This window comes from Myxococcota bacterium, from assembly GCA_041389495.1.
Taxonomy (GTDB): Bacteria; Myxococcota_A; UBA9160; order UBA9160; family UBA4427; genus JAWKRT01.
Genome location: JAWKRT010000001.1, coordinates 2,052,987 through 2,079,717, shown reverse-complemented (window position 1 = coordinate 2,079,717; position 26,731 = coordinate 2,052,987). Strand labels below are relative to the sequence as shown.

The 26,731-nt window shown below is 74.6% G+C and carries 26 protein-coding genes; 9 read left to right on the top strand and 17 right to left on the bottom strand.

Annotation, left to right across the window (positions count from 1 at the left end; translation table 11 throughout):
- Positions 1-9: 9 nt before the first annotated feature.
- The gene (locus tag R3E88_09180) at positions 10-1,203 is read right to left on the bottom strand and encodes a MaoC family dehydratase N-terminal domain-containing protein (protein MEZ4216638.1); all 1,194 of its coding nucleotides are present in this window, start codon (positions 1,201-1,203) and stop codon (positions 10-12) included.
- Positions 1,204-1,335: 132 nt separating this feature from the next.
- Between R3E88_09180 and R3E88_09175 the strand changes: the two genes are divergently transcribed.
- Positions 1,336-2,973, top strand: a complete 1,638-nt coding sequence (locus tag R3E88_09175) for a class I adenylate-forming enzyme family protein (GenBank protein MEZ4216637.1) — start codon at positions 1,336-1,338, stop codon at positions 2,971-2,973.
- 22 nt (positions 2,974-2,995) lie between these two features.
- Here R3E88_09175 and R3E88_09170 read toward each other — a convergent pair whose 3' ends face one another.
- The 6 genes from R3E88_09170 to R3E88_09145 all read right to left on the bottom strand — a co-directional run bounded on the left by R3E88_09170 (position 2,996) and on the right by R3E88_09145 (position 9,307).
- On the bottom strand, positions 2,996-5,248 hold the full coding sequence (locus R3E88_09170) for a CHASE2 domain-containing protein (GenBank protein MEZ4216636.1): 2,253 nt from the start codon (positions 5,246-5,248) through the stop codon (positions 2,996-2,998).
- Positions 5,249-5,296: 48 nt separating this feature from the next.
- Positions 5,297-6,298, bottom strand: a complete 1,002-nt coding sequence (locus R3E88_09165; GenBank protein MEZ4216635.1) for a type II secretion system protein — start codon at positions 6,296-6,298, stop codon at positions 5,297-5,299.
- A 253-nt stretch (positions 6,299-6,551) separates the two neighbouring features.
- The gene (locus tag R3E88_09160; protein MEZ4216634.1) at positions 6,552-6,743 is read right to left on the bottom strand and encodes a ferredoxin; all 192 of its coding nucleotides are present in this window, start codon (positions 6,741-6,743) and stop codon (positions 6,552-6,554) included.
- A gap of 313 nt (positions 6,744-7,056) precedes the next feature.
- The gene (locus R3E88_09155) at positions 7,057-7,635 is read right to left on the bottom strand and encodes a hypothetical protein (GenBank protein MEZ4216633.1); all 579 of its coding nucleotides are present in this window, start codon (positions 7,633-7,635) and stop codon (positions 7,057-7,059) included.
- Positions 7,632-8,459, bottom strand: a complete 828-nt coding sequence (locus R3E88_09150; GenBank protein ID MEZ4216632.1) for a lysophospholipid acyltransferase family protein — start codon at positions 8,457-8,459, stop codon at positions 7,632-7,634. Before R3E88_09150 ends, R3E88_09155 begins: the two co-directional genes overlap by 4 nt.
- A complete protein-coding gene (locus R3E88_09145) occupies positions 8,456-9,307 on the bottom strand; it encodes a GNAT family N-acyltransferase (protein ID MEZ4216631.1) in 852 nt (283 codons plus the stop codon). The genes R3E88_09150 and R3E88_09145 overlap by 4 nt, the downstream gene beginning before the upstream one ends.
- 320 nt (positions 9,308-9,627) lie before the next feature.
- Between R3E88_09145 and R3E88_09140 the strand changes: the two genes are divergently transcribed.
- The 5 genes from R3E88_09140 to R3E88_09120 all read left to right on the top strand — a co-directional run bounded on the left by R3E88_09140 (position 9,628) and on the right by R3E88_09120 (position 14,821).
- Positions 9,628-9,879 (top strand): hypothetical protein, encoded by a 252-nt coding sequence (locus R3E88_09140; protein ID MEZ4216630.1) that lies wholly within the window; start codon positions 9,628-9,630, stop codon positions 9,877-9,879.
- Positions 9,876-10,382, top strand: a complete 507-nt coding sequence (locus R3E88_09135) for a hypothetical protein (protein MEZ4216629.1) — start codon at positions 9,876-9,878, stop codon at positions 10,380-10,382. Before R3E88_09140 ends, R3E88_09135 begins: the two co-directional genes overlap by 4 nt.
- The gene (locus R3E88_09130; GenBank protein MEZ4216628.1) at positions 10,379-12,331 is read left to right on the top strand and encodes a ferric reductase-like transmembrane domain-containing protein; all 1,953 of its coding nucleotides are present in this window, start codon (positions 10,379-10,381) and stop codon (positions 12,329-12,331) included. Before R3E88_09135 ends, R3E88_09130 begins: the two co-directional genes overlap by 4 nt.
- A 73-nt stretch (positions 12,332-12,404) precedes the next feature.
- Complete coding sequence (locus R3E88_09125; protein ID MEZ4216627.1) at positions 12,405-14,192, top strand: VTT domain-containing protein; 1,788 nt, start codon at positions 12,405-12,407, stop codon at positions 14,190-14,192.
- 137 nt (positions 14,193-14,329) lie between these two features.
- Positions 14,330-14,821, top strand: a complete 492-nt coding sequence (locus R3E88_09120) for a YHS domain-containing (seleno)protein (protein ID MEZ4216626.1) — start codon at positions 14,330-14,332, stop codon at positions 14,819-14,821.
- Here the strand turns inward: R3E88_09120 and R3E88_09115 are convergent.
- Positions 14,818-15,831: a TIGR03617 family F420-dependent LLM class oxidoreductase gene (locus R3E88_09115; protein ID MEZ4216625.1), complete on the bottom strand. Its 1,014-nt coding sequence runs from the start codon at positions 15,829-15,831 to the stop codon at positions 14,818-14,820. The genes R3E88_09120 and R3E88_09115 overlap by 4 nt on opposite strands.
- A 139-nt stretch (positions 15,832-15,970) precedes the next feature.
- On the opposite strand from R3E88_09115, the gene R3E88_09110 reads away from it, so the two are divergent.
- Together R3E88_09110 and R3E88_09105 are read left to right on the top strand one after the other, a co-directional pair.
- Complete coding sequence (locus R3E88_09110; GenBank protein MEZ4216624.1) at positions 15,971-17,146, top strand: acyl-CoA dehydrogenase family protein; 1,176 nt, start codon at positions 15,971-15,973, stop codon at positions 17,144-17,146.
- A 50-nt stretch (positions 17,147-17,196) separates the two neighbouring features.
- Positions 17,197-18,309: an acyl-CoA dehydrogenase family protein gene (locus R3E88_09105; protein ID MEZ4216623.1), complete on the top strand. Its 1,113-nt coding sequence runs from the start codon at positions 17,197-17,199 to the stop codon at positions 18,307-18,309.
- A gap of 22 nt (positions 18,310-18,331) precedes the next feature.
- Here R3E88_09105 and R3E88_09100 read toward each other — a convergent pair whose 3' ends face one another.
- From R3E88_09100 to R3E88_09070, 7 genes are all read right to left on the bottom strand, one after another.
- Complete coding sequence (locus R3E88_09100; protein MEZ4216622.1) at positions 18,332-19,252, bottom strand: SDR family NAD(P)-dependent oxidoreductase; 921 nt, start codon at positions 19,250-19,252, stop codon at positions 18,332-18,334.
- Positions 19,253-19,295: 43 nt separating this feature from the next.
- On the bottom strand, positions 19,296-20,471 hold the full coding sequence (locus tag R3E88_09095) for a steroid 3-ketoacyl-CoA thiolase (protein MEZ4216621.1): 1,176 nt from the start codon (positions 20,469-20,471) through the stop codon (positions 19,296-19,298).
- Between the two features lie 48 nt (positions 20,472-20,519).
- A complete protein-coding gene (locus R3E88_09090) occupies positions 20,520-21,689 on the bottom strand; it encodes a lipid-transfer protein (protein ID MEZ4216620.1) in 1,170 nt (389 codons plus the stop codon).
- Between the two features lie 38 nt (positions 21,690-21,727).
- Positions 21,728-22,135: a MaoC/PaaZ C-terminal domain-containing protein gene (locus tag R3E88_09085; GenBank protein MEZ4216619.1), complete on the bottom strand. Its 408-nt coding sequence runs from the start codon at positions 22,133-22,135 to the stop codon at positions 21,728-21,730.
- Positions 22,136-22,244: 109 nt separating this feature from the next.
- Complete coding sequence (locus R3E88_09080; protein MEZ4216618.1) at positions 22,245-23,210, bottom strand: OB-fold domain-containing protein; 966 nt, start codon at positions 23,208-23,210, stop codon at positions 22,245-22,247.
- Between the two features lie 17 nt (positions 23,211-23,227).
- Complete coding sequence (locus R3E88_09075; protein MEZ4216617.1) at positions 23,228-23,830, bottom strand: TetR/AcrR family transcriptional regulator; 603 nt, start codon at positions 23,828-23,830, stop codon at positions 23,228-23,230.
- Positions 23,831-23,903: 73 nt separating this feature from the next.
- Entirely contained in the window at positions 23,904-24,365 is a 462-nt protein-coding gene (locus R3E88_09070; GenBank protein ID MEZ4216616.1) for a MarR family transcriptional regulator, read from the bottom strand.
- 82 nt (positions 24,366-24,447) lie between these two features.
- Between R3E88_09070 and R3E88_09065 the strand changes: the two genes are divergently transcribed.
- A complete protein-coding gene (locus R3E88_09065; protein MEZ4216615.1) occupies positions 24,448-25,254 on the top strand; it encodes a class I SAM-dependent methyltransferase in 807 nt (268 codons plus the stop codon).
- 33 nt (positions 25,255-25,287) lie between these two features.
- Here R3E88_09065 and R3E88_09060 read toward each other — a convergent pair whose 3' ends face one another.
- Complete coding sequence (locus tag R3E88_09060; protein MEZ4216614.1) at positions 25,288-25,584, bottom strand: MoaD/ThiS family protein; 297 nt, start codon at positions 25,582-25,584, stop codon at positions 25,288-25,290.
- Positions 25,581-26,696, bottom strand: coding sequence for a sialidase family protein (locus R3E88_09055; protein ID MEZ4216613.1), 1,116 nt, complete (start codon positions 26,694-26,696; stop codon positions 25,581-25,583). Before R3E88_09055 ends, R3E88_09060 begins: the two co-directional genes overlap by 4 nt.
- Positions 26,697-26,731: the final 35 nt, after the last annotated feature.

Below are 26,731 nucleotides of genomic sequence, written 5' to 3'. Positions count from 1 at the left end.
GCGCGCGGCCTACGCGGCGGGGCGGTCTTCGGTCGGGAGGCGGGCCTCGGCGCGCCCGCTCGCCATCACCTCGCCGCGCTGGTTCGTCATCGTCACGTCGATCGCGCACACCGGCTGCCCGCTGCGGTCCGCGTAGTCGATCTCGGCGACGCGAGCGTTCAGGAAGGTCGCGTCGCCGACGAGCGCCGGCGCCCGATACGACATGCGGCTGTGCAGGAGGTCGCCCCACTCGCCGAGCCAGTTCGAGAGGTAGTCGAGGATCCACGCCCCCATCGTCGCGCCGTAGCCGTAGCCGCGCGGCATCCCGATGAGCTGCGCATAGCGTTGCTGCACGTGCCCGCGCGACGGCCCGTGGTAGAGGCCGTCGGCCAGCGACGGGTCGATCTTCGCGCCCTCGTGGTCGCGATCCATCTCGGGAAGCCAGCCCGCCTCCCACAGCGAGGACGGGCCGCCGCCGAAGTCGAACGCGCCCCACACGCTCTGCAGGAAGGCGCGCCACTCCGACGTGAAGCTCGCCGTCGAGTGCGGGCCGATCACGCGCTCCGGCAGCACGTCGCCCTCCTTGACGAAGAGCCGCCGGCCGTGACCGAGCTCGCGGACGCTCTGGTAGTACTCGAACGTGCGCTTCTCGAGCCCCGCCAGCTCCTCGTCGCTCCATTCCTTCTCGGGAACGTCGAGGAACTCGCCGCGCTCGCGCGCGTCCTTCGCGCGGTAGCGGATCGACGTCGAGCGCTGCTTGCAGACGATCTCGCCGCGCTGGTTCACGTACGTGGTGTCGCCGCGCGAGAACATCGTCGGCCCCGCGAACTTCGTCGTCGTGACCTTGTAGTCGAACAGCATGCGGTCGTGGCGGAACGAGTCGCCCGGAAAGATCCGCGGCCCGAGGAACCACCACTCGTCGCCGCCGAAGAGCATGTGCGTGCCGTCGATGTGCCCCTGGATGGCGGGCCCGGCGCCGTGGCTGTCGTCCGTGCACACCGCGAACGAGTACGGCGCGACGAGTCGGCCGAACCGGCTCTCGCTCGCGTGGCGCTCGTCGTAGTGCAGCGGGTTCGCGTTCTGCATGCCCTGGACCCAGCGCCGCACGTCCGTCGCGCCGACGGGCTCCTTGAGCACGCCGCCGCCGAGCGGCACGCCGATCCAGCGGTCGACCTCGGTGGTGTCGAGCCCGAGCGCGTCCTCGGGCCTCGCCTCGCTCGCCATGGCACCTCCCGCGCACGAGCGCGTCGCCGCGGGACGGGCCCCGCCGGCGCGCGCATCCTGCGACCGCGGCTCCGATGCGGTCAAGCGCGCGGGCGATTGACGGCGCGGGCGGCGCGGAGGTAGACGGGGCCGATGCCGTTCCCGGCCTTCGCCCCCGCGATGCCCGACTTCCTGCGCGAGCTCGTGGCGCGCCACGGCGACAGGACGGGATTCGTCCACGGCGACGAGCGCCTGCGCCATGCCGAGCTCGACGCGCGCTCGCGCGCGCTCGCGCGCGCGCTCCTCGCGGACGGCGTCGGCAAGGGCACGCGCGTCGGGCTGCTGCTCCCGAACGGGCCGCGCTGGGTCGCCGCGTGGACGGCGATCACGCGCGTGGGCGCGGTCGCCGTTCCGCTCAACACGTTCCTGCAGGCGCGCGAGCTGCACTGGATGCTGCGACATGCGGACGTCGACACGCTGCTCGCGTGCGATCGCTTCCTGTCGCACGACTACCTCGAGCGCCTCGAGCGAGCGGCGCCGGGCCTCGCGTCGGGCGCGGCCGGCGCGCGCCGGCTGCTCGCGCCCGAGCTCCCCTTCCTGCGCCGCGTGGTCGTCGCCGGCTCCGGCGCGCGGGCGTGGGCCACGGCGTGGGACGACTTCGTCGCGGCGGGCGCGGCGGTGCCCGACGCGCACCTCGAGGAGCTCGAGCGCGAGGTCGTGCCCGCCGACGTCGCCGTCGTCCTCTACTCGTCGGGAAGCACGGCCGACCCGAAGGGCGCCGTGCACACCCACGGCGCCCTGCTGCGACACGCCTCCAACCTCGGCGCGCTGCGCGACCTGCGCGCGACGGACGTCGTCTACTCGCCGATGCCGTTCTTCTGGGTCGGCGGGCTCGTCTTCGTGCTCACGTCGGCGATGCTCGCGGGCGCGTGCCTCGTCACCGAGGACGTGTTCGAGCCGGGTGCCACGCTCGCGCTGCTCGAACGCGAGCGCGTGACCGTCGCGCTCGGATGGCCGCACTTCGCGAAGGCGATGGCCGAGCACGCGAGCTTCGCCGCGCGCGACCTCTCCGCGCTCCGCACCGGCAACCTCTACGACATCCTTCCCGGGGCCGCGAAGCCCGCCGACCCGGGTCTGCGCGCGAACTCGCTCGGCATGACCGAGACCTGCGGCCCGCACACGTTCGACCGGATGGACGTCGAGCTGCCGGAGTCGCTGCGCGGCTCGTTCGGGCGCGCCGTCCCGGGCGTCGCGCACCGCGTCGTCGACCCGCAGACGCGCGCGCCGCTCCCGCCCGGCGCGTCGGGCGAGATCTGCGTGCGCGGCTACAACGTGCTGCAGGGGCTCCACAAGCGCGAACGCGAGGACGTGTTCGACGCGGACGGCTACTACCCGACCGGCGACGGCGGCCGCTTCACCGAGGATGGGCACCTCTTCTTCGAGGGCCGCCTCGGCGACGCGATCAAGACCGCCGGGGCGAACGTCGCGCCGCGCGACGTCGAGCTCGCGCTCGAGGCGCTGCCCGCGGTGAAGGCGGCGTTCGTCGTCGGCGTGACCCACGCCGAGCGCGGCGAGAACGTGGCGGCCGCGGTCGTGCCCGCACCCGGTGCGCGCGCGACGCCCGACCTGCTGCGCGCGGCGCTCAAGGCCGAGCTCTCCGCGTACATGATCCCGCGCCACGTGTGGATCGCGGACGACGCGGCGCTCCCGATGACCGACTCCGGAAAGATCGACAAGAAGCGGTTGCGCGCCGCGCTCGAGGAGCGGATCGCGCGCGGCGAGATCGACTAGCGACGCGCGGCGCGCGGCACGGTCACACGAAGTCGGTGATCGCGATCGGCCCCTCGAGCATCGCGAGCAGCTCCTCGCCCTCGTCGTCGAGCACCCGGAGGAAGACGTCGAGGACGGCGGGGTCGAACTCCGTGCCGCGACCCTTCTCGAGGATCGCCCGCACCTTGTCGGCGGGATAGGCGGGCTTGTAGGGGCGCTCGCTCGAGAGCGCGTCCCAGACGTCGACGACGGTGACGATGCGCGCGCCGAGCGGGATGGCCTCGCACTCGAGGCCGAGCGGATAGCCGCCGCCGTCCCAGCGCTCGTGGTGGTGGCGCACGCAGGCGAGCGTCTCGGGCTCGAGGCCGTGGATCGGCGCCACGATGCGGTGGCCGACCTCGGCGTGCGACTGCATCTGCTCGCGCTCCTCCGGCGTGAAGCGCCCGCGCTTGAGGAGCAGCGCGTCGGGAATGCCGATCTTGCCGACGTCGTGCAGCATCGCGCCGAGCCGCACGTCGCGCGTCTCCTTCGCGCCGAGTCCGAGCCGCTCGGCGACGACGCCCGACAACACGGAGAGCCGTCGGCAGTGCATCTCGGTGTAGCCGTCGCGCGACTCGATCGCCGTCGCGAGCGAGACGATCGTCGCCTCGGCCATGCGACGCAGGTCGTCGATCAGGTTCAGGTTCTCGGCGGTGAGCGAGAGCTGCGACGCGACCGAGCCGATCGTGCGCATCGCGAGCGCGTCGAGCGGAGACTGCTGCTCGCGCTCGACCACGAGGACGCCGAGCACGCGCTCGCGCGCGCGCAGCGGCACGTAGACGGCGCGGCCGCGCGAGGCGTCGACGCACGTGCGCGTCGCGCCCGCGGCGAGCGCGCGCGCGGCTTCGGCGTCGCTGCCGATGCCCTCGTTCGTGCGGCGCCGCCACTCGATGCGACGCCCGTCGAGGCCGCCCGCGCGCGACGCGCGCAGCAGCGCCACTCCGCTCGCGTCGACGACGTCGGCGAGCAGGCCGAGCGCGACCTCGAGGCTCGGCTCGCCGCCCGAGCCCGCCGCGACCTCACCCACGTGCACGAGCGCGCCGAGCGACTGGTCCTGCGCCTCGACGCGCTCCCCGAACACGCGCCGCACCTGCTCGAGATCGAGCACGTACAGCACGCCGACGAGGAGGAGCGGCGCCACGACGTCGACGAGGAGGCCGAGCGCCACGGCGGCCGCGACCGCCCCCGCGCACCCCGCGGCGCCGAGGGCCACGAGCGCCGCGCGCCGCGCGCCGCCCGCAAAGGACGTCGCGAGCGACGCGACCAGCGCGATCGCCGCGAGGACGCCGAGCCGCACGCCCACCGAGGCCACGCGCAGCACGTCGACGCCGGCCGCGGACGCGGCGAGCGAGCGGTAGATGCGCGCCTGCACGACGACGCCCGGCTCGAGCGCGTCGAGCGGAGTCGTCCACATGTCCTGCAGCAGCGGCGCGGTGGCGCCCACGAACACGACGCGATCGCGGAGCTCGCGGGCGTCGAAGCGCCCCTCGAGCACGTCGACCGCCGACACGACGGGCATGGGCGTCCAGCGCCCGCGGTGATCGATGCGCAGCGCGGTGTCGAGCGCGGGGCGCGCATCGGGCCGCACCGCCCACAGCGCCGCGAGCGCGAGCGGCGGGAGCGCGTCCGCGCCCGCGTCGCGGGAGTCCGCCGGCTCGCGCGCGGAGGAAGGCGCCGAGGGCACGGACGGAAGGGGAACGCGGCGGATCACGCCGTCGGCGTCGATCGGCAGCATCGCGCTGCCGATCGCCGCGGCCGGGCGCGCGAGCGACGCGAGCGGGAGGCGCGTCGCACCGCCGGCGGCTTCGCCGTCCGGCGCGTCGGCGCTCTCGCCCACCTGGTCGATGCTCGCGAGCACGACGCGCCCGGAGCGCTCGATCGCGCGCGCGAAGAGCGCATCGCCCTCGGCATCGCGCGCGGGCGCGAAGTCGATGTCGAACACGACCGCGCGCGCGCCCGCGTCCTCGAGGGCGTCGACGAGCCGCGCGTGCAGGGCGCGCGACCACGGCCACGCCCACAGGTGGATGCTGCGCGGATCGATGCCGACGACGGCGGCGTCGGGCACCTCGGCCGGGAACGCCTCGACCTCGACGCGCCGCGAGGCGGCGCGCAGGACGGCATCGCTGGCCACGAGCTCGAACGGCTCGAGCACGCCCGACAGCGACGTCGAGGCGGCGAGCGCGAGCGCGGCCGCGGCGATCGCGAGCCGGGCGCGTCCGTCCCCCGCGAGCGCGCCCTCCCCGCGCTCGCCCGTCACGCGCGGACGCCCGTCATGCGGGGCCGACCGGCGCTCGCGCGTCGCGCGTCACTTCCAGTCGCCCGTCGATGCGTCGAACGCGCGAACGACGACGCGGCCGAGCGGCTGCACGACCGCGGCGTAGACCGCGCGCTCGTTGTCGGTCACGTAGATCGCGCCCGCGCCCGAGCCCGCGACGCCGGGCGTGCTCGGCTCGACGGCCCAGCCCGCCGGCGTGAACGCCGCGACCGGGAGCCCGTCGTCGCCGACCGGAAGCGTCGACCCGTGCGTCATGCCGCCCGCCACCGACCCCGACCCGCCCGAGCCGCCGAGAGCGGAGACCGTCGCGCCCACCGTCGAGGCCACGGTCGACACCGTCGAACCCACGGTGGAGCCGACGCCGCCGAGCAGCGAGCCCGAGCCGCTTCCGCTCGACCCGGAGCCCGAGTTGCTGCCGCTCGACCCCGAGCCCGAGTTGCTGCCGCTCGACCCCGAGCCCGAGTTGCTGCCGCTCGAGCCGGAGCCCGAGTTGCTGCCGCTGCCGCCGGCGAGCAACCCGGCCACGCCTCCGGCGAGCGTGTGCGCGAGGGTGCTCGCGACCGAGCCGACGTCCTCCTGCGGGAGCGGGAGGCTCGGGAACGGCGGCGCGTCCGCGCTCTCGCCGTAGAGGGCGACGGTGCACGTGTCGAAGCCGTCGATCGGCTGGTCGGCGACCGTGTCGCCGGGCGTCACCGAGTAGGAGCTGTCGTTGTCGCGGACGACCTGGAGATGGGCGGGCTGCTGGCCGGCCGGGCAGCTCCCGCCGCCGCCTCCGCCCCCGCCCGCGGCCGAGGGCTTCACGACCACGAGGTGCGGAACGCCGTCCTTGATCGCCTGCTCACGCGCTCGCTGCAGCACGCCCGCGACGGCGGCGACCGCGTTGCGCGTGTCCTGGCGCGAGCCGACGCCGCGCAGGCGCGGCATCGCGAGCGCCACCAGCACGCCGATCACCGCGAGCACGATCACGATCTCGAAGAGATGGAAGCCGCGCCGTCGGTCGGCCGCCTTCCGCACGCCGTTCGGCATCGCCATGCGCACCTCCGCTACGAGGGCGCCGATGCATCCGACGGTCGCGTCGACCCGATGGGCGCCGACGGGCCCCATCGTCGCGAGAGCGATCGAGTATGAGTGTCACACCGGGTTTTCCCGGCGTGGAGGCAGGCCGCGAGCACGCGGTGCGCAGCGCGGCGGCCGGGAGGGACGGTCCCGAGCGGAGATCGGCACAAACGAAGAGCGGCGCCTGCCTCCCGGCAAGCGCCGCCTCGAAGATCGAGCCGTGCGGAGGTCAGCCCTCGACGGAGATCGCCTGACGCGGGCAGAGTCGGACCGCGTCCTCGACCTTCGCGCGAAGGCTCTCGGGCGGGTTCTCCATGAGGAGGGTGAGCGTGTCGTCCTCCTCCACGCGGAACACCTCCGGGCAGCAATCCATGCACAGCGCATTCGCTTCACAGAGGTCGTAGTCGACGACGACCTTCATTCCCTTCTCCTCCGCATCCCTCTGCGCGGCCAGGCGAGGTGGCTCGCGGTGACGCCGCAGCGACGAGCGACGTCCTCGCGGCGGCTCGCAGCCTACCCCAGCGCGCTCCGCGGACGCCAGCCCCGCAACGGGCCTCCGACGCGCTTTCGACGCGCGACGGCGCGCACGGGTCGGCCGCGTGGGGCGGCGCGCCGCGTTCGCGGCGCGGGCTCGGCCGCGCCGCCGCCTCGGCCCGCGCCCCCGGTGCGCGCTTCCCGCGCGCGCTTCCCGCGCGCGGAGTCGGGCCTCGCCCGCGCGCCCGCTCGATGTTAGTTCAGCGCGCCCGCGCCCCTCGCCGCGGCGTCGACGGCGCGATGCCGAGCCCGCGCGACGGCGCGCCCGCGACGCCCTGCGCGTGCAGGAGCAGCTCGACGACGGCGAGGTGGTGCACGGTGTGGCTCGCGAGCGCGCGCAGCTCGCGCCCGATGCTCGAGCGCGTGAAGCCGCCGCGCGCACACCCGCGCGCTCCGGGCTCGTCCTGTCGCACGGCGAGCGGCGCGTCCTCGTCGAGCGCGGCGAGAGTCGCGAGCCGGCGCGCCGCGCGACCGAGCGCGCGCGCGATCGCCGCGCCGTCGCACTCCCAGGCGAGGTCGCGCGCGCGGGCGTCGTAGTCGACGCGGCCGATCCGCGCTCCGCTCGCGAGCTCGTCGGCGAAGACCACGACGTGGCGCAGCTGTGCGCCGACGCCGCCGTACCCGAGCGCCGGCGCGGTCCATGCGAGCTGTGCCGGCGTGAGGCGCGCGGCGAGCGCGGCCGCGCGCGCGAACAGCGCGCGACACTCCTCGACCCGGCGCGCGGCCGCCGCGCGCCCGGACGGCGCGCCGCCGTCGCTCGCGACCTCCGCCGCGCTCACGCCCGGAGGCGCTCCGCCGTCCGCGACGCGCTCGCCGACGCGACGGCCACGGGCTCGAACGATGCCTCGACGAGTGCGCGACTCGCGCGCGCGAGCTCCTTGCGATCCTGCGATCGCAGCGGCTCGGGCGCGAAGTGCACGTGCGTCTCGAACCCGCGCACGCCGAGCAGCGCGTAGAGGTGGTCGGCGAACGTCATGTCTCCCCACCAGCAGATGCGGTCGGTGGGATGATCGGCGGGGTCGTCGGTCACGAAGCGCAGCGTCGCGCAGACGACGGGCGCCCCCGTCCGCGCGGCCGCCTCGAAGAGCGACGACTTGAAGGGCGCGACGTCACGCCCGCTCGTCGTGGTCGCCTCCGGGAAGAACGCGACGGGGTCGCCGCGCTCGAGCGCGTCGCGCATGCCGTCGACGATGCGCAGGATGTCGCGCACGCGGGCGCGCTCGATGAAGAGCGTCCCGATCCGCCGCGCGATCCAGCCGATGCCCGGCCAGCCCGCGACCTCGGACTTGGCGACGAAGACCGCCGGGCACTGCGTCATCAGCGCGACGATGTCGACGTAGCTCATGTGGTTGGCGACGAGGACGACCGGCCCGCGCGGCGGCGCGCCGCTCGCGACGACGCGCATGCCGATGATGCGCGACGCGGCGCGCGCCCACGCGCGACGCACTCGCGCGCGCCGCACCGCCGCGCCCGCGACCGGCGCGAGGCCGACCGCAAGCTCGGCGGCCACCCACGCGGCGAGCGATGCGCCGAGCACGGCCAGGCGCACGACCGCGCGGCCGTGCCGTGCGATGCGCGCGCGGCGCCACGCCCCGTCGATCACGCGCGCGCCATCCCGGGCGCGCCGAGCCGGCGCGCGAACGACTTCCGCGTCGCGCCGGGCTCCGCGCGCTCGGCGTCGCGTGCGAGCCCGAGCGTGTCGAGCACCACGAGCAGGTCGGTGCAGCCGAACGCGAGGTCGTAGGCGGGCTCGCTGCACACGCGCGCGCCGAGCTGCACGTAGCGCTCGAGCAGCGACGGGACGAGCGCGCCCGCACCGCCGCACGTCGCGCGCGCCGGCGCGCGGCGCATCGTCGCGCGCGCACGCGCGAGCATGTCGCCCGCGATCGCCCCGCGCGCCGCGAGCTCGCGCAGCGTCGCGGCGACCTCCTCCGCGTCGAGCGTCGGCAGCGACGCGCAGCCGAAGAGGAAGCGCTTGCCCGCGTGCGCGACGTACTGCGCGACGCCCGCGAGGAGGAGCGCGAGTGCGATGCCGCCGCGTCGGTCGCGCGCCACGCACGCGCGCCCGAGCTCGACGCCGTCCTCCGCGATGCAGCGCGGGAGGTCGTCGAGCGCGAACTCCGATGCGGAGTAGAACCCCGGCCCGCGGCGCGCCGCCTCCGCGGTCAGCAGGCGGTAGGTTCCGATCACGCGCGCGCCGCCCGATGCCCCTTCGTCGACGGCGACGAGGTGGTCGGCAAAGGCGTCGAAGTCGTCGCGGTCGCGCCCGGCCTCGCCGGGCGTCGCGCAGCCCTTCTCGCGCGCGAAGACGGCGTAGCGAAGCCGGAGTGCGGCATCGACCTCGCCGTCGTCGCGCGCGAGGCGCACGACGAGCGGCCCGCGCCGCACACACACCGCTTCGCCCGGCCCGCGCCACGTCGCGACGTGCGAACCGGGAGTCGTCGCTGCCATCGTCGCTCCCCCCGCGACGGGATCGCATCGCCGCCGCCGCGCCCGGCCCGTGCCGAGCCCCGCGTCCCTCGGATGCGCGCCCGCGCCCGCGGTCGCCGGCGCGGCGCGATCCCGGCCCCGATCCCGTCACCGCGGACCGTAGGATGCATCCGAGCGGGGTCGTCGACGAGCGTGCGACGTTCGCTCCTCGATTTCGCGACGCGCCCTCGGCTCTGCCACTCTTCGCGCGCCGCGGTCGGGTGGCGGACGCGGCGGCGGCGTGGAAACGGGGTCGGCCGACGCCACGATCCGCGCGCGGCGAAGGGCCGGAGGACGAACCGGTGGAAACGGCGGCGATCGCGGTCGCGCGGGCGATCGAGGCCTACCTCGCCATCGGATTCGTGTTCGGCGTCGCGTTCGCCGCGCGCGGCGCCGCGGCGATCGACGCGACCGCGCGCGGCGCGACGCGCGGCTTCCGCGCCCTGCTCGTCCCGGGCGCGGCCGCGCTGTGGCCGTGGCTCCTCGCGCGCTGGTGGCGCGCCGCGGCGGCGGCGCGCTCCGACGACGCGCGCGGGCCGGAGTGCGCGCGATGATCGCCCCGCTGCGGCGCGCGCACGCGCGCGCCTGGCTCGCCGTCGCCGCGATCGCGCCGGCGGTGCTCGCGGCGGCGCTCCTCGCACGGCCGTCCACGCCCGTCGTGCCCGGACTCCCGCCCGAGCTCGCGCGCTTCGTCGGCGGCCCCGCGAGCCCGCGCTCGACGCCCTCGTTCACGAGCGACGACGCGTGGGCGCCGCTGCCGCTGCGCATGCGCCTGTTCGGCGCACCCCGCGGCTCGCGCGCGATCGAGCTCGCGCCGCGCGCGCCGCTGCGCGCGCCCGACCTCCTGCTCTACGCATCGCCCGCGCCCGCCGAGGCGCGCCCAGCGCCGGGCGACCCGCTCCCCGCCGGCGCCGTGCTCGTCGGCCACGTCGCCGGGACGCGGACGCAGCAGATGGGCGGCGTGCCGGCCGGCTTCCCGACGCTCGTCCTGTACAGCCTCGCGCGCGGCGAGGTGGTCGGGAGCGCGGCGATCCCGTTCGAGGAGCCCGAGGAATGAGCGCCGGCTACCGCGCCGTGCAGTGGAACGCGCAGAAGCGGCGCTACGACCTCGTGCTCGGCGCGGGCATCGCCCTCTACCTCGCCGCCTTCGTCGGCACGTCGGCGGCGCTCCATCCCGATGCGACGGCCGAGACGCTCGTGATCCGCGGCTTCGGCACGTGCGCGTTCGCGCTGCTGCACGTCGTGCTGTGCATCGGGCCGCTGTGTCGGCTCGACCCGCGCTTCCTCCCCCTGCTCTACAACCGGCGCCACCTCGGCGTCGCGACGTTCGCCGTCGCGCTCGTGCACGGCGCGTTCGCGCTCGTGCAGTTCCACGCGCTCGGCGACCTCGACCCGATCGCGAGCGCGCTCGCGAGCCACCCGCGCCTCGACGACATCGCGCAGCTCGCGTTCGAGCCGTTCGGCATGGCGGCGCTCGGCATCCTGTTCGCGATGGCCGCGACGAGCCACGACTACTGGCTCGCGAACCTCTCGCCGCGCGTCTGGAAGTCGCTCCACATGGGCGTGTACGCGGCCTACGCGCTGCTCGTCGCGCACGTCGCGCTCGGCGCCCTGCAATCCGAGACGAGCCCCGTGCTCGCGGGCCTCGTCGCGCTCGGCGTCGCGGTCGTCGCCGCGCTCCACCTCGCGGCCGCGCGTCGCGAGCGCGCGGTCGACGGCGCGCGCGGCGGCCGCGAACGCGGCGACGGGCGCGTGCGCGTCGGGCACGTCGACGACATTCCGGAAGGGCGTGCGCGCGTCGTCCCGATCGGCGGCGAGCGCGTCGCGATCTTCCGCTACGACGGGCTCGTGTCCGCCGTCTCCAACGTGTGTGCGCACCAGAACGGACCGCTCGGCGAGGGCGCCGTGATCGACGGCTGCATCACGTGCCCGTGGCACGGCTTCCAGTACGACCCCGCGAGCGGGCGCGCGCCGGCGCCGTTCGACGAGCGCATCGCGACCTACGGCGTCGTCGTCGAGGACGGCGTCGTGTGGGTCGATCCGCGACCGAACCCGCCCGGCACGCGCGTCGAGCCCGCGCGCATCGCCGGCGCGCGCATCGACGGCGCGCGCGCACACCGCGTCGACCGCGACGACGACCGCGAGGTCGACGCGACCTCGGGCGGGCTCTACGTCGGGTGGGCCGCGCGCGCGCCGGAGGCGCTGCGCGCGCACCTGCGGCGGACGAGCGCGGCGCTGCTCGCGCTCGCGGCCGCCCTCGGCGCGACGCTCGCGTCGCAGCAGGGCGCGTTCGTGCCTTCGTCGTTCGAGTTCGGAACCGAGCGCGCGCTCACGGGATGGATCCGCGAGGCGCCCGTGCCCGCGCTCGTCGTCGCGGCGCCGGGCGGCCACGGGCTCCCCTTCTCGCTGTCGACGTACCTGCTCGTCGCGCGCGGCAAGCACGGTGCCGCCGACGCCGTGCGCGGGCTCGACGGGCGTCGCGTGCGCGTGCGCGGCACGCTCGCGCACCTCGACGGCTCGACGCTCCTCGAGCTGTCGGACGGCGGGATCGCGGATCTCGAAGCGGAGGCCGGCGCACTCGCGCGCTCGCCCGCGAACGCGCCGCTGCCCGTGTCCGCCGACGAGCTCGTGCTGCGCGGCGAGATCGTCGACTCGAAGTGCCACTTCGGCGTGATGAACCCGGGCACCGGCAAGGTGCACCGCGCGTGTGCGACGCGCTGCATCGAAGGCGGCATCCCCGCCGTCTTCCTGCTGCGCGACGCGGCCGGCGCGCGCGTCCACCTCCTGCTCACGGGGAGCGACGGACGCTCGCTCGCGCGCGAGCTCGCCCCGTGGATCGCCGAGCCGATCGAGGTGCGCGGCCGCGTCGAGCGCGCCGACGGCGTGCTCGTGCTGCGCGCGGAGCCATCGTCGTTCCGCCGGCTCGCGGGACGCGACGCGGAACGCGGCGGCGCCGTCGAGGCCGAGGTCGGGGTCGCGACCGCCGCGCCCGGTGGCGCCGGCTGACGTGAGGCCCGGCTCGCGATCGCAGGCGCAATCGCAGTCGCACGCGCACTCGCAGTCGCGCGACCGAGGTGGCGTGCGCCGCCGCGGCGCGGCCGTCGTCGGAGCCAGTGGGGTCATCGCGTTCGCAGCGCTCGCGCCCGCCGCGTTCGCGTGGCTCGGCGGCGCGGCCGCGGAGAGCGCGGACGCGCCCGCGCTCGAGGGCCTGCTCGCGCGCGCGGGGACGCCCGACGACGCGCCGACGTGGGCCGCGTTCGCCGCGCTCGTCTTCGCCGCATCGATGGTGAGCGAGGACCTCGCGTGCATCGGCGTCGGCGTGCTCGTCGGACGGGGCAGCGTCGGGCTCGTGGGGGGCTCGCTCGCGTGCGCGGGCGCGCTGGTCGCGGGCGACCTGCTGCTCTACGCAGCGGGGCGCGGGCTCGGGCGCTCGCGCATCGGCCGCGCGATCCGCCGCCGCGCGCGGCGCGCCGCGGGAGACGCGCGCGCACTGCGCCCGACGCGCCTCGACGTCGCCATCGTCGCGAGCCGCTTCGTTCCGGGTGCGCGACTCCCGACCTACGTCACGGCCGGCGCGCTGCGCGTCCCGGTCGCGCGCTTCACCGCGTTGCTCGCGCTCGCCGTCGCGGTCTGGGCGCCCGCGGTCGTCGGCTTCTCGGCGGCCGGCTGGCTCGCCGCCGGCTCGCTCCCCGTGCTGCGCGAGCGCGCGGCCGCCGCGCTCGTCGCCGTCGTGCTCGCCGCGCTCGCGATCGAGCGCGTCGCCCTCCCCGCCCTCACGCGCGGCGGACGGCGGCGTCTCGCGTCGCGCTGGCAGCGCGTGCGCCGCTGGGAGTTCTGGCCGATCCCGGTCGTCTACGCGCCGCTCGCGCCGTACATCGCGTGGCTCGCGCTGCGCCACGGCGGCCTCCGGCAGGTGCTGCTCGCGAACCCCGGCATCCCGCTCGGCGGGCTCGCCGGCGAATCGAAGCGCGCCATCCTCGACGCACTCGACCTCCCGGACGACGCGCGCCTCGCGACGCTCGCCCTCCCCGCGCTCGATGCGCGCGCCCCGCTCGCGCCGCAGCGCGCGGCGCGCCGCGCGCGCGTGCAGGCCTTCCTCGAACGCGAGGGCCTCGCGCTGCCGGTCGTCGTCAAGCCCGACGCCGGCGAGCGCGGCGCCGACGTCGCGATCGCGCGCGACGCGGCGGCGCTCGCGCGCGAGCTCGATGCGCGGCTCGACGCGACGCTCGTGCAGGAGCGCGCGACCGGCGACGAGTACGGCCTCTACTACGCGCGCCTGCCGGGCGAGCCGCGCGGGCGGCTGCTGTCGATCACCGCGAAGCGCATGCCCGTCGCGACCGGCGACGGCGAGCGCACGCTCGAGGAGCTGATCCTCGCGCACGAGCGCGGGCTGCCGATGGCGCGCGTGCTCCTCGCCGCGCACGCGGGCGCGCTCGACCGCGTTCCCGCCGCGGGCGAGCGCGTGCCGCTGGTCGAGATCGGAACGCACTCGCGCGGCTGCGAGTTCCTCGACGCGTCGTCGCTGTGGACGCCCGAGCTCGAAACGCGCGTCGACGCGCTGAGCCGGCGCTTCCCGGGCTTCTTCCTCGGGCGCTACGACGTGCGCGTGCCCGACGCCGAGGCGCTCCGGCGCGGCGAGGGCCTGCGCGTCGTGGAGCTCAACGGGCTCACGACCGAGCCCACGCACATGTACGACCCGCGGCACTCCTATGCGTTCGCGCTGCGCGAGCTCGCTGCGCACTGGCGGCGCGCGTTCGCGATCGGCCGCGCGCAGCGCGTTGCGGGCGCGCCACTGCCCGCCTGGCGCGAGATCGCGCGCGCGCTCGCGCGCTACCGCCGGCTCGGCGCGCGGGCGGAGGACGGCTGAGGACGCCGCGCGCCGCGGGAGAGCGAGCGTTCGTGCGCGTGCGACGCGGAGCGGCGGCGCGCATCCAACGCTCCCGCCCGGCGGCGCGCACCCGGTGGCGCGCGCCCCGCGGCGCGCCAAGGGCGAAGGAGGATGGGATGCAGGCCGCTTTCCGATCGGGCTCCTCTCTCGGGCACGCGAAGCGCGGCGCGCTCGGCGCGGTCGCGCTCGCGCTCGCCGTGCTCGCGCCGACCGCGGCCCGCGCGCTCGACCCCGTCTACGAGAGCTGGTGGGGGCTCGCGATCCGCGGCACCGACCCGGTCGCGTACTTCACCGACGGACGGCCGGTCGAGGGGAGCGCGGAGTTCGAGCTCGAGTGGAACGGCGCCACGTGGCGCTTCTCGAGCGCCGCGCACCGCGATCTCTTCCGCGCCGACCCGCAGCGCTACGCGCCGCAGTACGGCGGCTACTGCGCGTGGGCCGTCTCGCAGGGCTACACGGCGAGCACCGATCCCGAGGCGTGGAGGATCGTCGACGGCAAGCTGTATCTGAACTACAGCGCCGACGTGCAGCGCAAGTGGGAGCGGGACGTGGCGGGCTTCATCGCGAAGGCCGACGCGGCCTGGCCGCGCCTCCTCGCCGGCGACTAACGAGCGCGCAGCGCGGCGATCGCGCGTCGCGCGGCGTCGTCGTTCGCCGGGTCGTCGGGCACGGGGAACAGGATGCGGTCCGCGACGCCGTCGTAGAGCCCGGCGAGGACGTCCGCGATCTCGTCGTACGTCGCGGCCGGCACGAACGCGCGCACGACCTCGTCGGGCAGCGCGGCGTCCATCTCCTGCCAGCGCCCCTCGCGCGTGCACTGCAGCAGGCGCTCGCCGACCCCGCGCCAGCCGTGGTGCTCGAGTGCGGGCCAGTAGGCGGGCGTGCTGAGGGTGAAGACGAGCGTCTCGCGCGCCTTGCGGAGCTCGGCCTCGACCGCGGCAGCGTCGGGCCCGGTCGCGACGAGGGGGCCGGCCGCGATCTCGACGTGCGCCGTGCGGCCCGCGCGACGCCGCCCTTCGTCGATGCGCGGACGCATCACCTCGCGCAGGTAGCGCGGCTCGCTGTTCGTCGGGTGCGTCTGCACGGCGTCGGCCACCTCGCCGACGACGCGCGTCATGATCGGGCCGATCGCGCCCATCAGGATCGGGACGTCGGGGTGGGCGATCGGGCCCGGGTTGAAGAAGGGCTGCATGCGGTTCAGCGTGTACGACTCGCTGCGGAAGTCGAGCGGCGCGCCGTTCTGGAAGGTGTCGAAGCAGGCGCGCACGGCCCCGATGTAGTCGCGCAGGCGGGCGGCCGGCGCGCTCCACGGCATGCCGAAGCGGCCGACCACGTTGCCCTTCACCTGCGTGCCGAGCCCGAGCTCGAAGCGGCCGTTCGAGAGGGACTGCAGGTCCCACGCCGCCTGCGCGGCGAGCATCGGGCTGCGCGCGAACGCGACGAGCACGCCCGTCCCGACCCGCAGCCGCGTCGTGTGCTCGAGCGCGAGCAGCGCGGTGAGCACGCCCTCGTGGCGCGCCTCGGGAACCGAGAGCGCGTCGTAGCCCAGGGCCTCGACGCGCTTCGCGTAGGCGGGAATCTCGGCGAGCGGGACGTCCGCCCCCATCGTGGCCGTCACCTGCACTGCACGCTCCCCCCGCCCTGCGCGCCGCCGTTCGCCGGCGGCGTTCCCGGTGTTACTGTAGAGGGCCGCTGAAACACGTTCTAGCCCCGGGTGCGCGGCGTCCGCGCGCGCACCGACGCGGTCGGAGACACGCATGCATCTCGACTTCACCCCCGAGCAGCAGGCGCTTCGCGACGAGCTGCGCGCCTACTTCTCGAAGCTCATGACGCCCGAGGTCCGCAAGAAGACGCGCGGGCTCGAGGGCGGCGAGGCCTACAAGTCGCTCATCCGGCAGATGGGCGAGGACGGCTGGCTCGGCGTCGGCTGGCCGCGCGAGTACGGCGGCCAGGGCAAGACGGAGATCGAGCAGTTCATCTTCTTCGAGGAGGCGCGGCGCTTCGGCGCGCCGCTCCCGTTCGTCACGCTCAACACCGTCGGACCGGCGCTCATGACGCTCGGCTCCGACGAGCACAAGAAGCAGTACCTGCCCGGCATCCTCACGGGCGAGGTGCACTTCGCGATCGGCTACTCGGAGCCCGACGCGGGCACGGACCTCGCCTCGCTCAAGACGGCCGCCGTGCGCGACGGCGACGACTGGGTCATCAACGGCACGAAGATCTGGACGAGCAGTGCGAGCGACGCCGACTACATCTGGCTCGCGGCCCGCACCGACCCCGACGCGCCCAAGCACAAGGGCATCACGATCTTCATCGTGCCGACGACGACGCCCGGGTTCAGCTGCTCGCCGATCGACGTGCTGAGCGGCGGGCACACGTACATGTCCTACTACGAGAACGTGCGCGTTCCCGACGCGAACGTCGTGGGGCGCGTGAACGGCGGCTGGGCGCTGATCACGGCCCAGCTCAACCACGAGCGCATCGGCCTCGCCGCCTTCAGCAGCTACGGCTGCCACCTCGTCGACCGCACCGTCGAGTGGGCGCGCTCGACCAAGGACGCCGACGGACGCGCGATCGCCGACCGGCCCTGGGTGCGCGCGAACCTCGCCGAGGCGTTCGCGCTCGTCGACGCCATGAAGATCCTGAACTGGCGCATGGCGTGGCAGCTCGAGCGGGGCCACCTGAACCCGGCGGACGCCTCGGCGGCGAAGGTCTTCGGCACGGAGTGCCTGCTCGACGCCTACCGGCTCCTGATCGAGGTCGTCGGGCCGGAGGCCGCGATCCGCGGCGACGCATCGACCGGCGACCTCGCCGCGACGCTCGAGAACGAGTACCGCGCGGCGACCATCAACACCTTCGGCGGCGGCGTGAACGAGGTGCAGCGCGAGCTCGTCGCGATGCTCGGCCTCGGCCTTCCGCGCGCCGCTCGTTAGGCCGCCCCACCCCACTCCGCACCGAAGCCACGAAGCGAAGAGAGCACCCCATGGACTTCTCCCTCTCCGAAGAGCAGACCGCCATCCAGGAGCTCGCGCGGCAGATCTTCTCGGACGCCGTGAGCGACGAGAGCCTGCGCACGGTCGACAAGAGCGAGGCGGTCTTCGACACCGCGCTCTGGAAGCAGCTCGCCGAGGCCAACCTGCTGGGCATCGCCGTCGACGAGGCGCAGGACGGCATGGGCATGGGCCTGCTCGAGCTCTGCCTCCTGCTCGAGGAGCAGGGCCGCCACCTCGCACCCGTGCCGCTCGTTCCCGCGCTCGCGCAGGCGGGCCTCGCGATCGCGCGCTTCGGCAGCGACGCGCAGAAGCGCGCGCTCCTGCCGGGGCTCGTCGCGGGCGACCACTGGCTGACGGCCGCGCTGCAGGAGGGCACGCAGCCCGCCGAGGCGCCCGGCACGACGGCCACGCGCAAGGGTGCGGGGGTCGTGCTGAACGGCGTGAAGAGCACGGTCGCCGCCGCCGACGGCGCGCGCGCGATCGTCGTCTCCGCGCGCCGCGAGGACGGCACACCGGGCCTCTTCGTGCTCGACCCGACGAGCGGCGGCGTCGCACTCGAGCCGCGCCGCGCCACGCACCACGCGCACGTCGCGACGCTGCGGCTCGCCGACGCGGCCGCCGAGCCGCTCGGCGCCGGCACGGGCGACGCGCTCGCCTTCACGCTCGCGCGCGCGCGCGTCGCGACGTGCGCCGTGATGCTCGGCGTCGCGGCCGAGGCGCTGCGGCGCACGGCCGAGTACGTCGGCAGCCGCAAGCAGTTCGGGAAGCCGATCGGCACCTTCCAGGGCGTCGCTCTGCGCACGGCCGACGCCTACATCGACGTCGAGTGCATCCGCTCGACGCTGTGGCAGGCGATCTACCAGCTCGACAGCGGCGCCCCCACGGCCGGCCGCGCCGTCGCGCTCGCGAAGTGGTGGGCGTGCCGGGCCGGCCAGCGCGTCGTCCACTCCGCGCAGCACCTGCACGGCGGCATCGGCTCGGACGTCGAGTACCCGATCCACCGCTTCTTCCTGTGGGCCAAGGCGCACGAGACCGAGCTCGGCGGCGCGAGCCACCACCTCGCGCTCCTCGGCGACGCGCTCGCGAGCGGCGCGGCGGCCTGAGCCGCCGCGCCGCGCTCGCCGGCTAGACCGGCGGCAGCGCGTACCCGCCGCCGATCACGCCCGGGCGGCCCTTCATGAAGGGCTGCACGACGGCGTCGATCGAGTCGAGCGTCCAGCGCGCGTCCGAGGTCCACTCCTCGCCGGGCGTCGGCGGGTGCAGCACGCGCAGCGACCGTCCCCAGACGATGAAGACGTAGCCGTTCACGTTCGCGGCGCGCGGGGATGCGAGGTACGCGACGAGCGGCGCCGTGTTCTCGGGCGCGAAGTTGTCGAAGCCCTCCTCGGGCTTCGCGAACATCGCCGCGAACACGCCATCCTCGTTCATGCGCGTGCGCGCGCGCGGGATGAACACGTTGGCCGTGATGCCGTACTTGTCCATCAGCTGCGCGGCCCCGATCGTCAGCGGGACGATGCCGGCCTTCGCCGGGCCGTAGTTCGGCTGCCCGGGCTGGCAGAACAGGAACGACTCGGACGCCGTGCTGATGATGCGGCCGTACGGCGGCTTCCCGTCCGTCTGTGCCTTGTTGCGCCAGTACTCGACGGCGTGGCGGATGCCGCAGAAGTGGCCCTTGAGATGCACGCGCACGACGCTGTCGAAGTCCTGCTCGGTCATCTTGTGCAGGATCACGTCGCGGCAGAAGCCCGCGTTGTTGACGAGGATGTTCATCTCGCCGAACGCCTCGACGGCGGTCCGGATCATCGACTTCGAGTCGTTCCAGTCGGCGACGTCGCCGAAGTGCGGCACGGCCTCGCCGCCCATCGCCTCGATCTCGTCGCACACCGCGCGCGCCGGACCTTCGTCGCGGCCCGTTCCGTCCGACGCGACACCGAGATCGTTCACGACGACGCGACAGCCCTGCGCCGCGAGCGCGAGCGCCTCGACGCGCCCGAGCCCGCGCGCCGCGCCCGTCACGACGGCGACCTTGCCTTCCATCTCTCCCATGGCGTCTCTCCCGATTCCGCGCGCGCGGCGCGCGCGCCGCGCGCTACAGGCGCTCGATGATGGTTCCCGTGCCGAGCGCCGAGCCGCAGCACATGCTGATGTACGCGGTCTGCTTGTCCTGGCGCTCGAGCTCGTGCAGCGCGCTGACGATCAGCCGCGACCCCGTCGCGCCGACCGGGTGGCCGAGCGCGATCGCGCCGCCATTGACGTTCAGGCGGTCGATGTCGGCGCCCGTCACCTGGAGCCACGAGAGCACGACCGCCGCGAACGCCTCGTTGACCTCGTAGAGGTCGATGTCCGAGAGCTTCATGCCCGACTTGCGGAGGATCTTCTCCGTGGCGTCGATCGGGCCGTCGAGCAGGTAGTACGGGTCGCAGCCGACGACGACGTCCCACAGGATGCGCGCGCGCGGCTTGAGCCCGAGCTCCTTCGCCTTCGCCGGCGACATCCACAGCACGCCCGCCGCGCCGTCGCTGATCTGCGACGAGTTGCCGGCCGTGTGGATGCCGCCCTCGACGACGGGCTTGAGCGAGGCCAGGCCCTCGAGCGTCGTCGGGCGGATGCCCTGGTCGTGCACGACGAGCTTCGTCTGGCCCGTCGGCTGGCCGTCGTCGCCGAGGATCGGCGCGTCGATGGGCAGGATCTCGCGATCGAAGTGCCCGGCGTCGCGCGCCGCGGCGGCGCGCTCCTGCGAGCGCAGCGCGAACGCGTCGGCCTGCTCGCGCGTGATGCCGCGCTTCTTCACGATGCGCTCGACCGTCGTGAACTGGTCGGGCGTCGCGTCCCACGGCCAGTCCGGCGTCTGGAAGTAGCCGGGGCCGTGGTAGACGTTCTGGCCGAGCCCGACGTGGCTCATCACCTCGACGCCGCACGCGATGCCGCAGTCGAGCGCGCCCGCGCGCACGAACGCCGAGATCATGTGGTTCGCCTGCTGCGCGGAGCCGCACTGCGCGTCGACCGTCGTGCCGGCGACGTGGTAGTGGTCGCCGCGCGTGAGCCAGGCGTTGCGCGCGATGTTGTTGCTCTGCTCGCCGGCCTGCGTGACGCAGCCCCCGACGATCTGCTCGAGCTCCTTCGGGTCGACGCCCGCGGACTCGAGCAGGCCCGTCTGCACCTTCTGCAGCAGGTGCGCCGGGTGGATGCCGGACAGGTCGCCCTTGATCGCCTTGCCCCGGCCGATCGGCGTCCGCTTCGCTTCGATGATCCAGGCTTCGGGCATGTCGTGCTCCTTCGCGAGCGGCCGCCGCGCGGCGCTCGCCGTTCTCCGTCAGTCGCGCCCCAGGATCATCGCGCTCGTGGGAACGCCGAGACCCGAGGTGACGAGGGTGTGATCGTGCTTCCTGGGCTGGTTGGTCGACGTGCCGCGCACCTGGCGCACGCCCTCGACGATGCCGTTCATCCCGTGGATGTAGGCCTCCGAGAGCTGGCCGCCGTGCGTGTTGGTCGGCAGCCGTCCGCCGACCGAGATGTTGCCGTTCTTCACGAAGTCCTTCGCCTCGCCGAACTTGCAGAAGCCGTAGGCCTCGAGCTGCTGCAGCACGATCACGGTGAAGGCGTCGTACAGGATGGCGCAGTCGATGTCGTCGGGGCGCATGCCGCTCTTCTCCCAGAGCTGCTTCGCCACGAGCTCGACCTCGGGCATGCGCGCGACGCTCTCGCGATAGAAGCTCGTCATCTGCTCCTGGTCGTCGGCCGAGGCGTGCGCGATGCCGCGCACGACGGCGGGCGTCTGCTTCAGGTCCTTGGCGCGCTCGGGCGTCGTGAGCACGACCGCCGCGCCGCCGTCCGTCTCCTGGCAGCAGTCGTACAGGCGCAGCGGGTCGACGATCATGCGCGCCGCCTGGTGCTCCTGCATCGTGAGCGGGCGCTGGTAGAAGAACGCCGCCGGGTTGTTCACCGCGTGCGAGCGCGTCTGCACCGCGACCTCGCCGAGCGCCTCCGACGTCGTGCCCGTCTCGTACATGTACCGGCGCGCGAACATCGCGACCCAGCTCGCCGGCGTGACGAGTCCCGACGGCATGTACCAGCCGTAGTGGATCGTGTCCGACGTGATCATCTGGCCCGACACGCCCATGCTGTAGCGGTGGCCCGAGCGCCCGTTCAGCGCGCGGTAGCAGACGACGTACTTCGCGGCGCCGGTCGCGAGCGCCATCGTCGCGTGCAGGATGGTGCCGATGCACGCGCCGCCGCCGTAGGGCATGCGGCTCTCGAACGTCAGGTCGCCCAGGCCGACGGCGCGCGCGACCTCGATGCCGTCCGACATGTCCATCTCGTACGTGACGATGCCGTCGACGTCGCGCGGGTCGACCCCGCAGTCCGCGATCGCCTTCGACACCGCCTCGGTCGCGAGGTGGAGATCCGAGACGCCGGAGTTCTTCGTGTACTTCGTCTCGCCGATTCCGACGATCGCCGCTTCGTTCTTCAACCCGGTCGGCATGGGCCGGCCTCCTGTCGTTGTGCTGTGCGCGCCGCTCGCTAGGGCAGCGCGAGATGGACCCGGCCCTCGACGTGGTTGCCCCAGCCGTTCTTGCCGACGACCGACACCTCGAGCTCGCGCTTCGCGTCGTCCTTCGCGGACACGGAGCCCACGAGCTTCATCGTGTCGCCCGGGTGGTTGGGCGCGCCGAGCTTGATGCCGACGTGCGTGACGCGCGCGTCGGGGCCCGCCCAGTCGGTGACATAACGTCCGACGAGCCCGTTCGTCGTCAGGATGTTCATGAAGATGTCCTGTGCGCCCGTCGCCTTCGCCGCCGGCGTGTCGTGGTGCACGGGCGTGTAGTCGCGCGAGGCGAGCGCGCCGCCCACGATCAGCGCCGCGGTGATCGGGATCTCGAGCGTCGGCAGCGCGTCGCCCACCTTCACGCGGTCGTACTGGAGGCCCATGTCGGTCGTGTCTCCCTTCCCGTTCCCCGTTTTCTGTTCCGCGTTCCCGTTCCGCGTTCCGCGTTCCGCGTTGCCGTTCCGCGTTGCCGTCGCGCGGCGCGCGGCGCGCCTAGGCCGCCGGCCGGAAGACGGGAACCTTGAACCCGCTCTCGTCCGCCACCTCGATCGAGCAGCGCAGCGGCATGCCGATCTCGATGTCCTCGAACGCGACGCCGCCGAGCTCGGCGACGACGCGCGTGCCCTCCTCGAGGTCGACGAGACCGATCGCCATCGGGAGCTCGTAGCCCGGGAGCGGCGGGTGGTGCATGACGACGTAGCTGTGCAGCGTGCCCTTCCCGCTCGCCTCGACGTACGACCAGTCGAACGACTGGCAGCGGTGGCAGAGCGGGCGCGTCGGATGCCGCAGCGTGCCGCACGCGTCGCACTTCTGGATCAGCAGGCGATCCTTCTCGATGCCTTCCTTCCACCACCACTCGACGTCCTGCGAGAGCGGCGGGCGGATGCGCCCGGGCTTGGGCGGCGCGGCGCCGGCCTCGGCCGGTGCGCTCGCCGCGCGCTCCTGGGGCTTGAACTTGAGCACGCGGAAGGTCATCCAGCCGACCTCCTCGTCCCGCTCGTCGCGGAACGACGTGCGCGTCTCGATGAAGTGGCCGATGCCGACGGCGGTCGCCTTCTCCTCCGAGATCGACTCGATCGTCATCTGCGCGCGGATGCGCTCGCCGGGCCGCAGGTAGCGCGTGTAGCCCTGGTCGCAGTTCGTGGCGACGACGCCGGTGTAGCCGTGCGCGTTGAACACGGCGTGGAGCGCTTCCTGCAGGTCGGAGGGCTCGGTGTCGAGCGCCATCTCGTAGCCCTTGAGGATCCACGCCTGCATCATCGTCGGCGGCGCGACGATGCCGCCGTGCACCGACTTCGCCGCGGCGTCCGCGTCCGTGTAGACCGGGTTCGCGTCGCCCATCGCCTCGCACCAGTGGCGGATCATCGGCTCGTTCACCGGGTCGCGCGCGACCTCGGGCGGGCCGACCGCCTTCCCGACGTACTTCGCGAACTCGGCCTCGAGGGCTGCGTTTCCCATGCCCCGTGCTCTCCTCGTCAGTTCCCGTTCGGGATTCCGTTCCAGCCTTCGATCATGAGGCGCGCCGCTTCGCGCGTCTCGTCGATCACCGCCGCCTGCGTGCGCACGCCGCTCGACCAGCTGATGAGCAGCGCGTACCACACGAGATCGAGATGCCAGGCGAGCCGCCGCTCCGCCTCCGTCGGCGCGCTCGCGTCCGCGCCCTCTTCGCCGCGCACCGCGGCGACGATCAGCCGCTCGAGCCGCGCGTGGAAGCCGGCCACCTGCTGCGCGAGCTCGGGCTGCCCGCAGACGAGCGCCTTGAGCAGCGCGCGCGCGAGGTTCGGCTTGCGGCAGAAGTTGCGCGTCACGAGCGTGAACAGCGCCTCGAGACGATCGAGCTCGCTGTCGCCCGACGGCAGCTTCGCCAGCACGCGCCGCTCGAGCGCCGTCATCTCGCGGTCGAGCGCCGCGACCAGCAGGTCCTCCTTGCTGCGGAACCGCCGGTAGAGCGTCCCGAGCGCGACGCCCGCGTGCGAGGCGACGTCGCGCAGGCGGACGGCCTCGAAGCCGCCCTGCTCCGCGAGCACGACCGCCGACTCGACGATCCGCTGCGAACGATCCTCGAGCTCGGCCGCCATGGGGCGCGTATTGAAACACGTTTCACTTTCGGATCCAAGCGCCGATCGCCCGGCGGCGATGGGCGCACGCGCGTCAGTCGCGCGCGTCCGCGCGCGCGGACAGCGCCTCGAGCCGCCCGGCCAGCTCGTGGGCGAACGCCGCGAAGCGCTCGAGATCGGCGCTCGCGAGGTCGGCCCAGGCGGTGGCGAGCGCCTCCGCGCGCTCCGCGCGCAGCCGCTCGATGGCGCGGCGCCCGCGCGCGGTGGTCCGGAAGCGGCGCTGGCGCGCATCGCCCGCGTCGATCGACGCCCGCACGAGCCCCTGCGCCTCGAGCTCGCGCAGCGTCCGCGACACGGCCGCGGGCGACGTCTCGTTCCCCCGCGCGAAGAGCGACGGCATGAAGTGCTCGGTGTGGATCTCCTCGAGCACGCGCCACTGCTGGTCGGTGAGGCCCGCGCCGCGCGCGAGCTGGCGCCGGCGGCGCAGCGCCACCTCCGCGAGCCGCATCAGCGCCTCGACCGCCCCGTGGACCCGTTCCTCCCGCGACCTCGCCATGCGCTGGCTCCTGTATTTCACATATGATAACTATTCGCCGCCGATCGAAGTCGGCGCGCCCACTCTGCCGGAGGAGACGACCGTGCGCGACCCCCGCCCCCACGCCGACGAGGACGCCGCGCGCGGCGTCAAGGACTCCGTCCGCCACCAGTTCTCGGCCGCCGCCGAAGGCTACGCGGCGAGCTGGCCGCACGCCGACGGGCCCGACCTGCGGGCGCTGTGCGGCGCGGTCGCCGCGCGCCCGGGCGAGCGCGCGCTCGACATCGGCTGCGGCGCGGGCCACACGACGTTCGCGCTCGCCGCCGCCGGCGCCGACGTCACGGCGCTCGACCTCACCGACGCGATGCTCGCGCAGACGCGCGCGGGCGCGCGCGAACGCGGCCTCGCGCGCGTCCGCGTCGAGCGCGGCGACGCCGAGGCGCTCCCCTTCCCCGACGCGAGCTTCGACGTCGTCGTCTCGCGGCTCGCCGCGCACCACTTCCCGCGCGCCGCGGTGTTCGCGCGCGAGGCGGCGCGCGTGCTGCGGCCGGGCGGCCGCTTCGCGCTCTCCGACAGCGTCGCCCCCGACGACGCCGCCGAGGACACCTGGCTCAACGCGATCGAGCTGCTCCGCGACCCGTCGCACGTCCGCAACCACCGCGTCGGCGAGTGGCGCGCGATGCTCGAGTCCGCCGGCCTCGCCGACGTGCGGCGGGCGGGCAGCTTCCCCTGCCCGCTCGACTTCGACGTCTGGACCGACCGCATGCACACGCCGGCCGCGGCGCGCGAGGGACTGCGCGCCCTCTTCCGCGCGGCGCCGGACGGCGTGCGCCGCGCGTTCGCGCTCGACCCCGACGCGCGCTCGTGGCAGCTCGACATCGCCGTCGTCGCCGCCGCGAAGCCTCGCTAGGCGAGCGGCCCGACGGGCGCCCGCGCCGCCCGCTCAGCCGCCCGCGAGCGCACCGACGACGAGCAGCGGCTCGCGCCCGCTGCGCACGCCCTCGGGAAGCGGCGCGTCGCGCGCGTCGAACGTGCGGTCCTCGCGGCAGGCGAAGAAGCGGATGAACGGCCGGCGCTCGCCGGTGGTGCGATCGCGGATCGTTCCGCACAGCATCGGGTAGCGCGCCTCGAGCGCGTCGAGCACGGCGTCGCGCGTCGCCGGGTCGGCGACCTCGAGCGCGACCTCGCCCGCGACGCCCGCGAGCGTGCGCAGGTGCGGCGGCAGCACGACGCGGATCACGGGAGCGTCTGGACCTCGACGGAGAGGACGGGCGGAAGGTGCTCGGCGATCGCCGTCCAGTGGTCACCGCCGTCGGGCGAGACGAAGACCTGCCCTCCCGTCGTCCCGACGTACACGCCGCACGGGTCGAGCCGGTCGACCGCCATCGCGTCGCGCAGCACGTTCACGTAGCAGTGCGCCTGCGGGAGCCCCTTCGAGAGCGGCTCCCACTCGCCACCGCCCGTGCGGCTGCGGAAGACGCGCAGCTTCCCGTCCGGCGGGTAGTGGAGGGAGTCGCTCGTGATCGGCACGACGTAGACCGTGTCGGGCTCGTGCGCGTGCACGTCGATCGGGAACCCGAAGTCGGTCGGCAGGTCGCCGCTCACCTCGCGCCAGGTGTCGCCGGCGTCGTCGCTGCGCATCACGTCCCAGTGCTTCTGCATGAAGAGCACGTTCGGGCGCGCGGGGTGCATCGCGATGCGGTGCACGCAGTGGCCGACCTCGGCCGTCGGGTCGGGGATCTGCTCGGACACGAGCCCGCGGTTGATCGCGCGCCACGTCGCGCCGCCGTCGTCGCTGCGGAAGGCCCCGGCCGCGGAGATCGCGGTGTAGATGCGCTTCGCATCCGTCGGGTCGAGCACGATCGTGTGCAGGCACAGCCCGCCCGCCCCCGGCTGCCACGCCGAGCCCGAGCCGTGCCGGCGCAGCCCCGCGAGCTCGTGCCAGCTCGCGCCGCCGTCGGTCGAGCGGAAGAGCGCCGCGTCCTCGACGCCCGCGTACACGGTGTCGGGATCGTCGAGCGAGGGCTCGAGATGCCACACGCGCGCGAGCTCCCACGGATGCGGCGTGCCGTCGTACCACTGGTGCGTGCCCGCGACGCCGTCGTAGACGAGCTCGTTCGACACGGGCGACCACGTCGCGCCGCCGTCGTCGCTGCGCTGCACGAGCTGGCCGAACCAGCCCGACGACTGCGACGCATAGATGCGGTTCGGATCCACGGGCGACCCTTTGAGGTGGTACATCTCCCAGCCCGCGAAGTGCGGGCCGTCGATCTGCCAGCGGTCGCGCGTGCCGTCCGACGTCATCACGAACGCGCCCTTGCGGGTCCCGACGAGAACGCGAGCTCGAGCCATCGTGTCCCTCCTCCGGCCGCGCACGGCGCGGCGCG

Coding starts and splice junctions, on each gene's coding strand:
- R3E88_09180 (MEZ4216638.1), bottom strand. CDS start 1,203: ATGGCGAGCGAGGCGAGGCCCGAGGACGCGCTCGGGCTCGACACCACC.
- R3E88_09175 (MEZ4216637.1), top strand. CDS start 1,336: ATGCCGTTCCCGGCCTTCGCCCCCGCGATGCCCGACTTCCTGCGCGAG.
- R3E88_09165 (MEZ4216635.1), bottom strand. CDS start 6,298: ATGGCGATGCCGAACGGCGTGCGGAAGGCGGCCGACCGACGGCGCGGC.
- R3E88_09160 (MEZ4216634.1), bottom strand. CDS start 6,743: ATGAAGGTCGTCGTCGACTACGACCTCTGTGAAGCGAATGCGCTGTGC.
- R3E88_09145 (MEZ4216631.1), bottom strand. CDS start 9,307: ATGGCAGCGACGACTCCCGGTTCGCACGTCGCGACGTGGCGCGGGCCG.
- R3E88_09135 (MEZ4216629.1), top strand. CDS start 9,876: ATGATCGCCCCGCTGCGGCGCGCGCACGCGCGCGCCTGGCTCGCCGTC.
- R3E88_09130 (MEZ4216628.1), top strand. CDS start 10,379: ATGAGCGCCGGCTACCGCGCCGTGCAGTGGAACGCGCAGAAGCGGCGC.
- R3E88_09120 (MEZ4216626.1), top strand. CDS start 14,330: ATGCAGGCCGCTTTCCGATCGGGCTCCTCTCTCGGGCACGCGAAGCGC.
- R3E88_09110 (MEZ4216624.1), top strand. CDS start 15,971: ATGCATCTCGACTTCACCCCCGAGCAGCAGGCGCTTCGCGACGAGCTG.
- R3E88_09105 (MEZ4216623.1), top strand. CDS start 17,197: ATGGACTTCTCCCTCTCCGAAGAGCAGACCGCCATCCAGGAGCTCGCG.
- R3E88_09100 (MEZ4216622.1), bottom strand. CDS start 19,252: ATGGGAGAGATGGAAGGCAAGGTCGCCGTCGTGACGGGCGCGGCGCGC.
- R3E88_09095 (MEZ4216621.1), bottom strand. CDS start 20,471: ATGCCCGAAGCCTGGATCATCGAAGCGAAGCGGACGCCGATCGGCCGG.
- R3E88_09090 (MEZ4216620.1), bottom strand. CDS start 21,689: ATGCCGACCGGGTTGAAGAACGAAGCGGCGATCGTCGGAATCGGCGAG.
- R3E88_09085 (MEZ4216619.1), bottom strand. CDS start 22,135: ATGGGCCTCCAGTACGACCGCGTGAAGGTGGGCGACGCGCTGCCGACG.
- R3E88_09080 (MEZ4216618.1), bottom strand. CDS start 23,210: ATGGGAAACGCAGCCCTCGAGGCCGAGTTCGCGAAGTACGTCGGGAAG.
- R3E88_09075 (MEZ4216617.1), bottom strand. CDS start 23,830: ATGGCGGCCGAGCTCGAGGATCGTTCGCAGCGGATCGTCGAGTCGGCG.
- R3E88_09070 (MEZ4216616.1), bottom strand. CDS start 24,365: ATGGCGAGGTCGCGGGAGGAACGGGTCCACGGGGCGGTCGAGGCGCTG.
- R3E88_09055 (MEZ4216613.1), bottom strand. CDS start 26,696: ATGGCTCGAGCTCGCGTTCTCGTCGGGACCCGCAAGGGCGCGTTCGTG.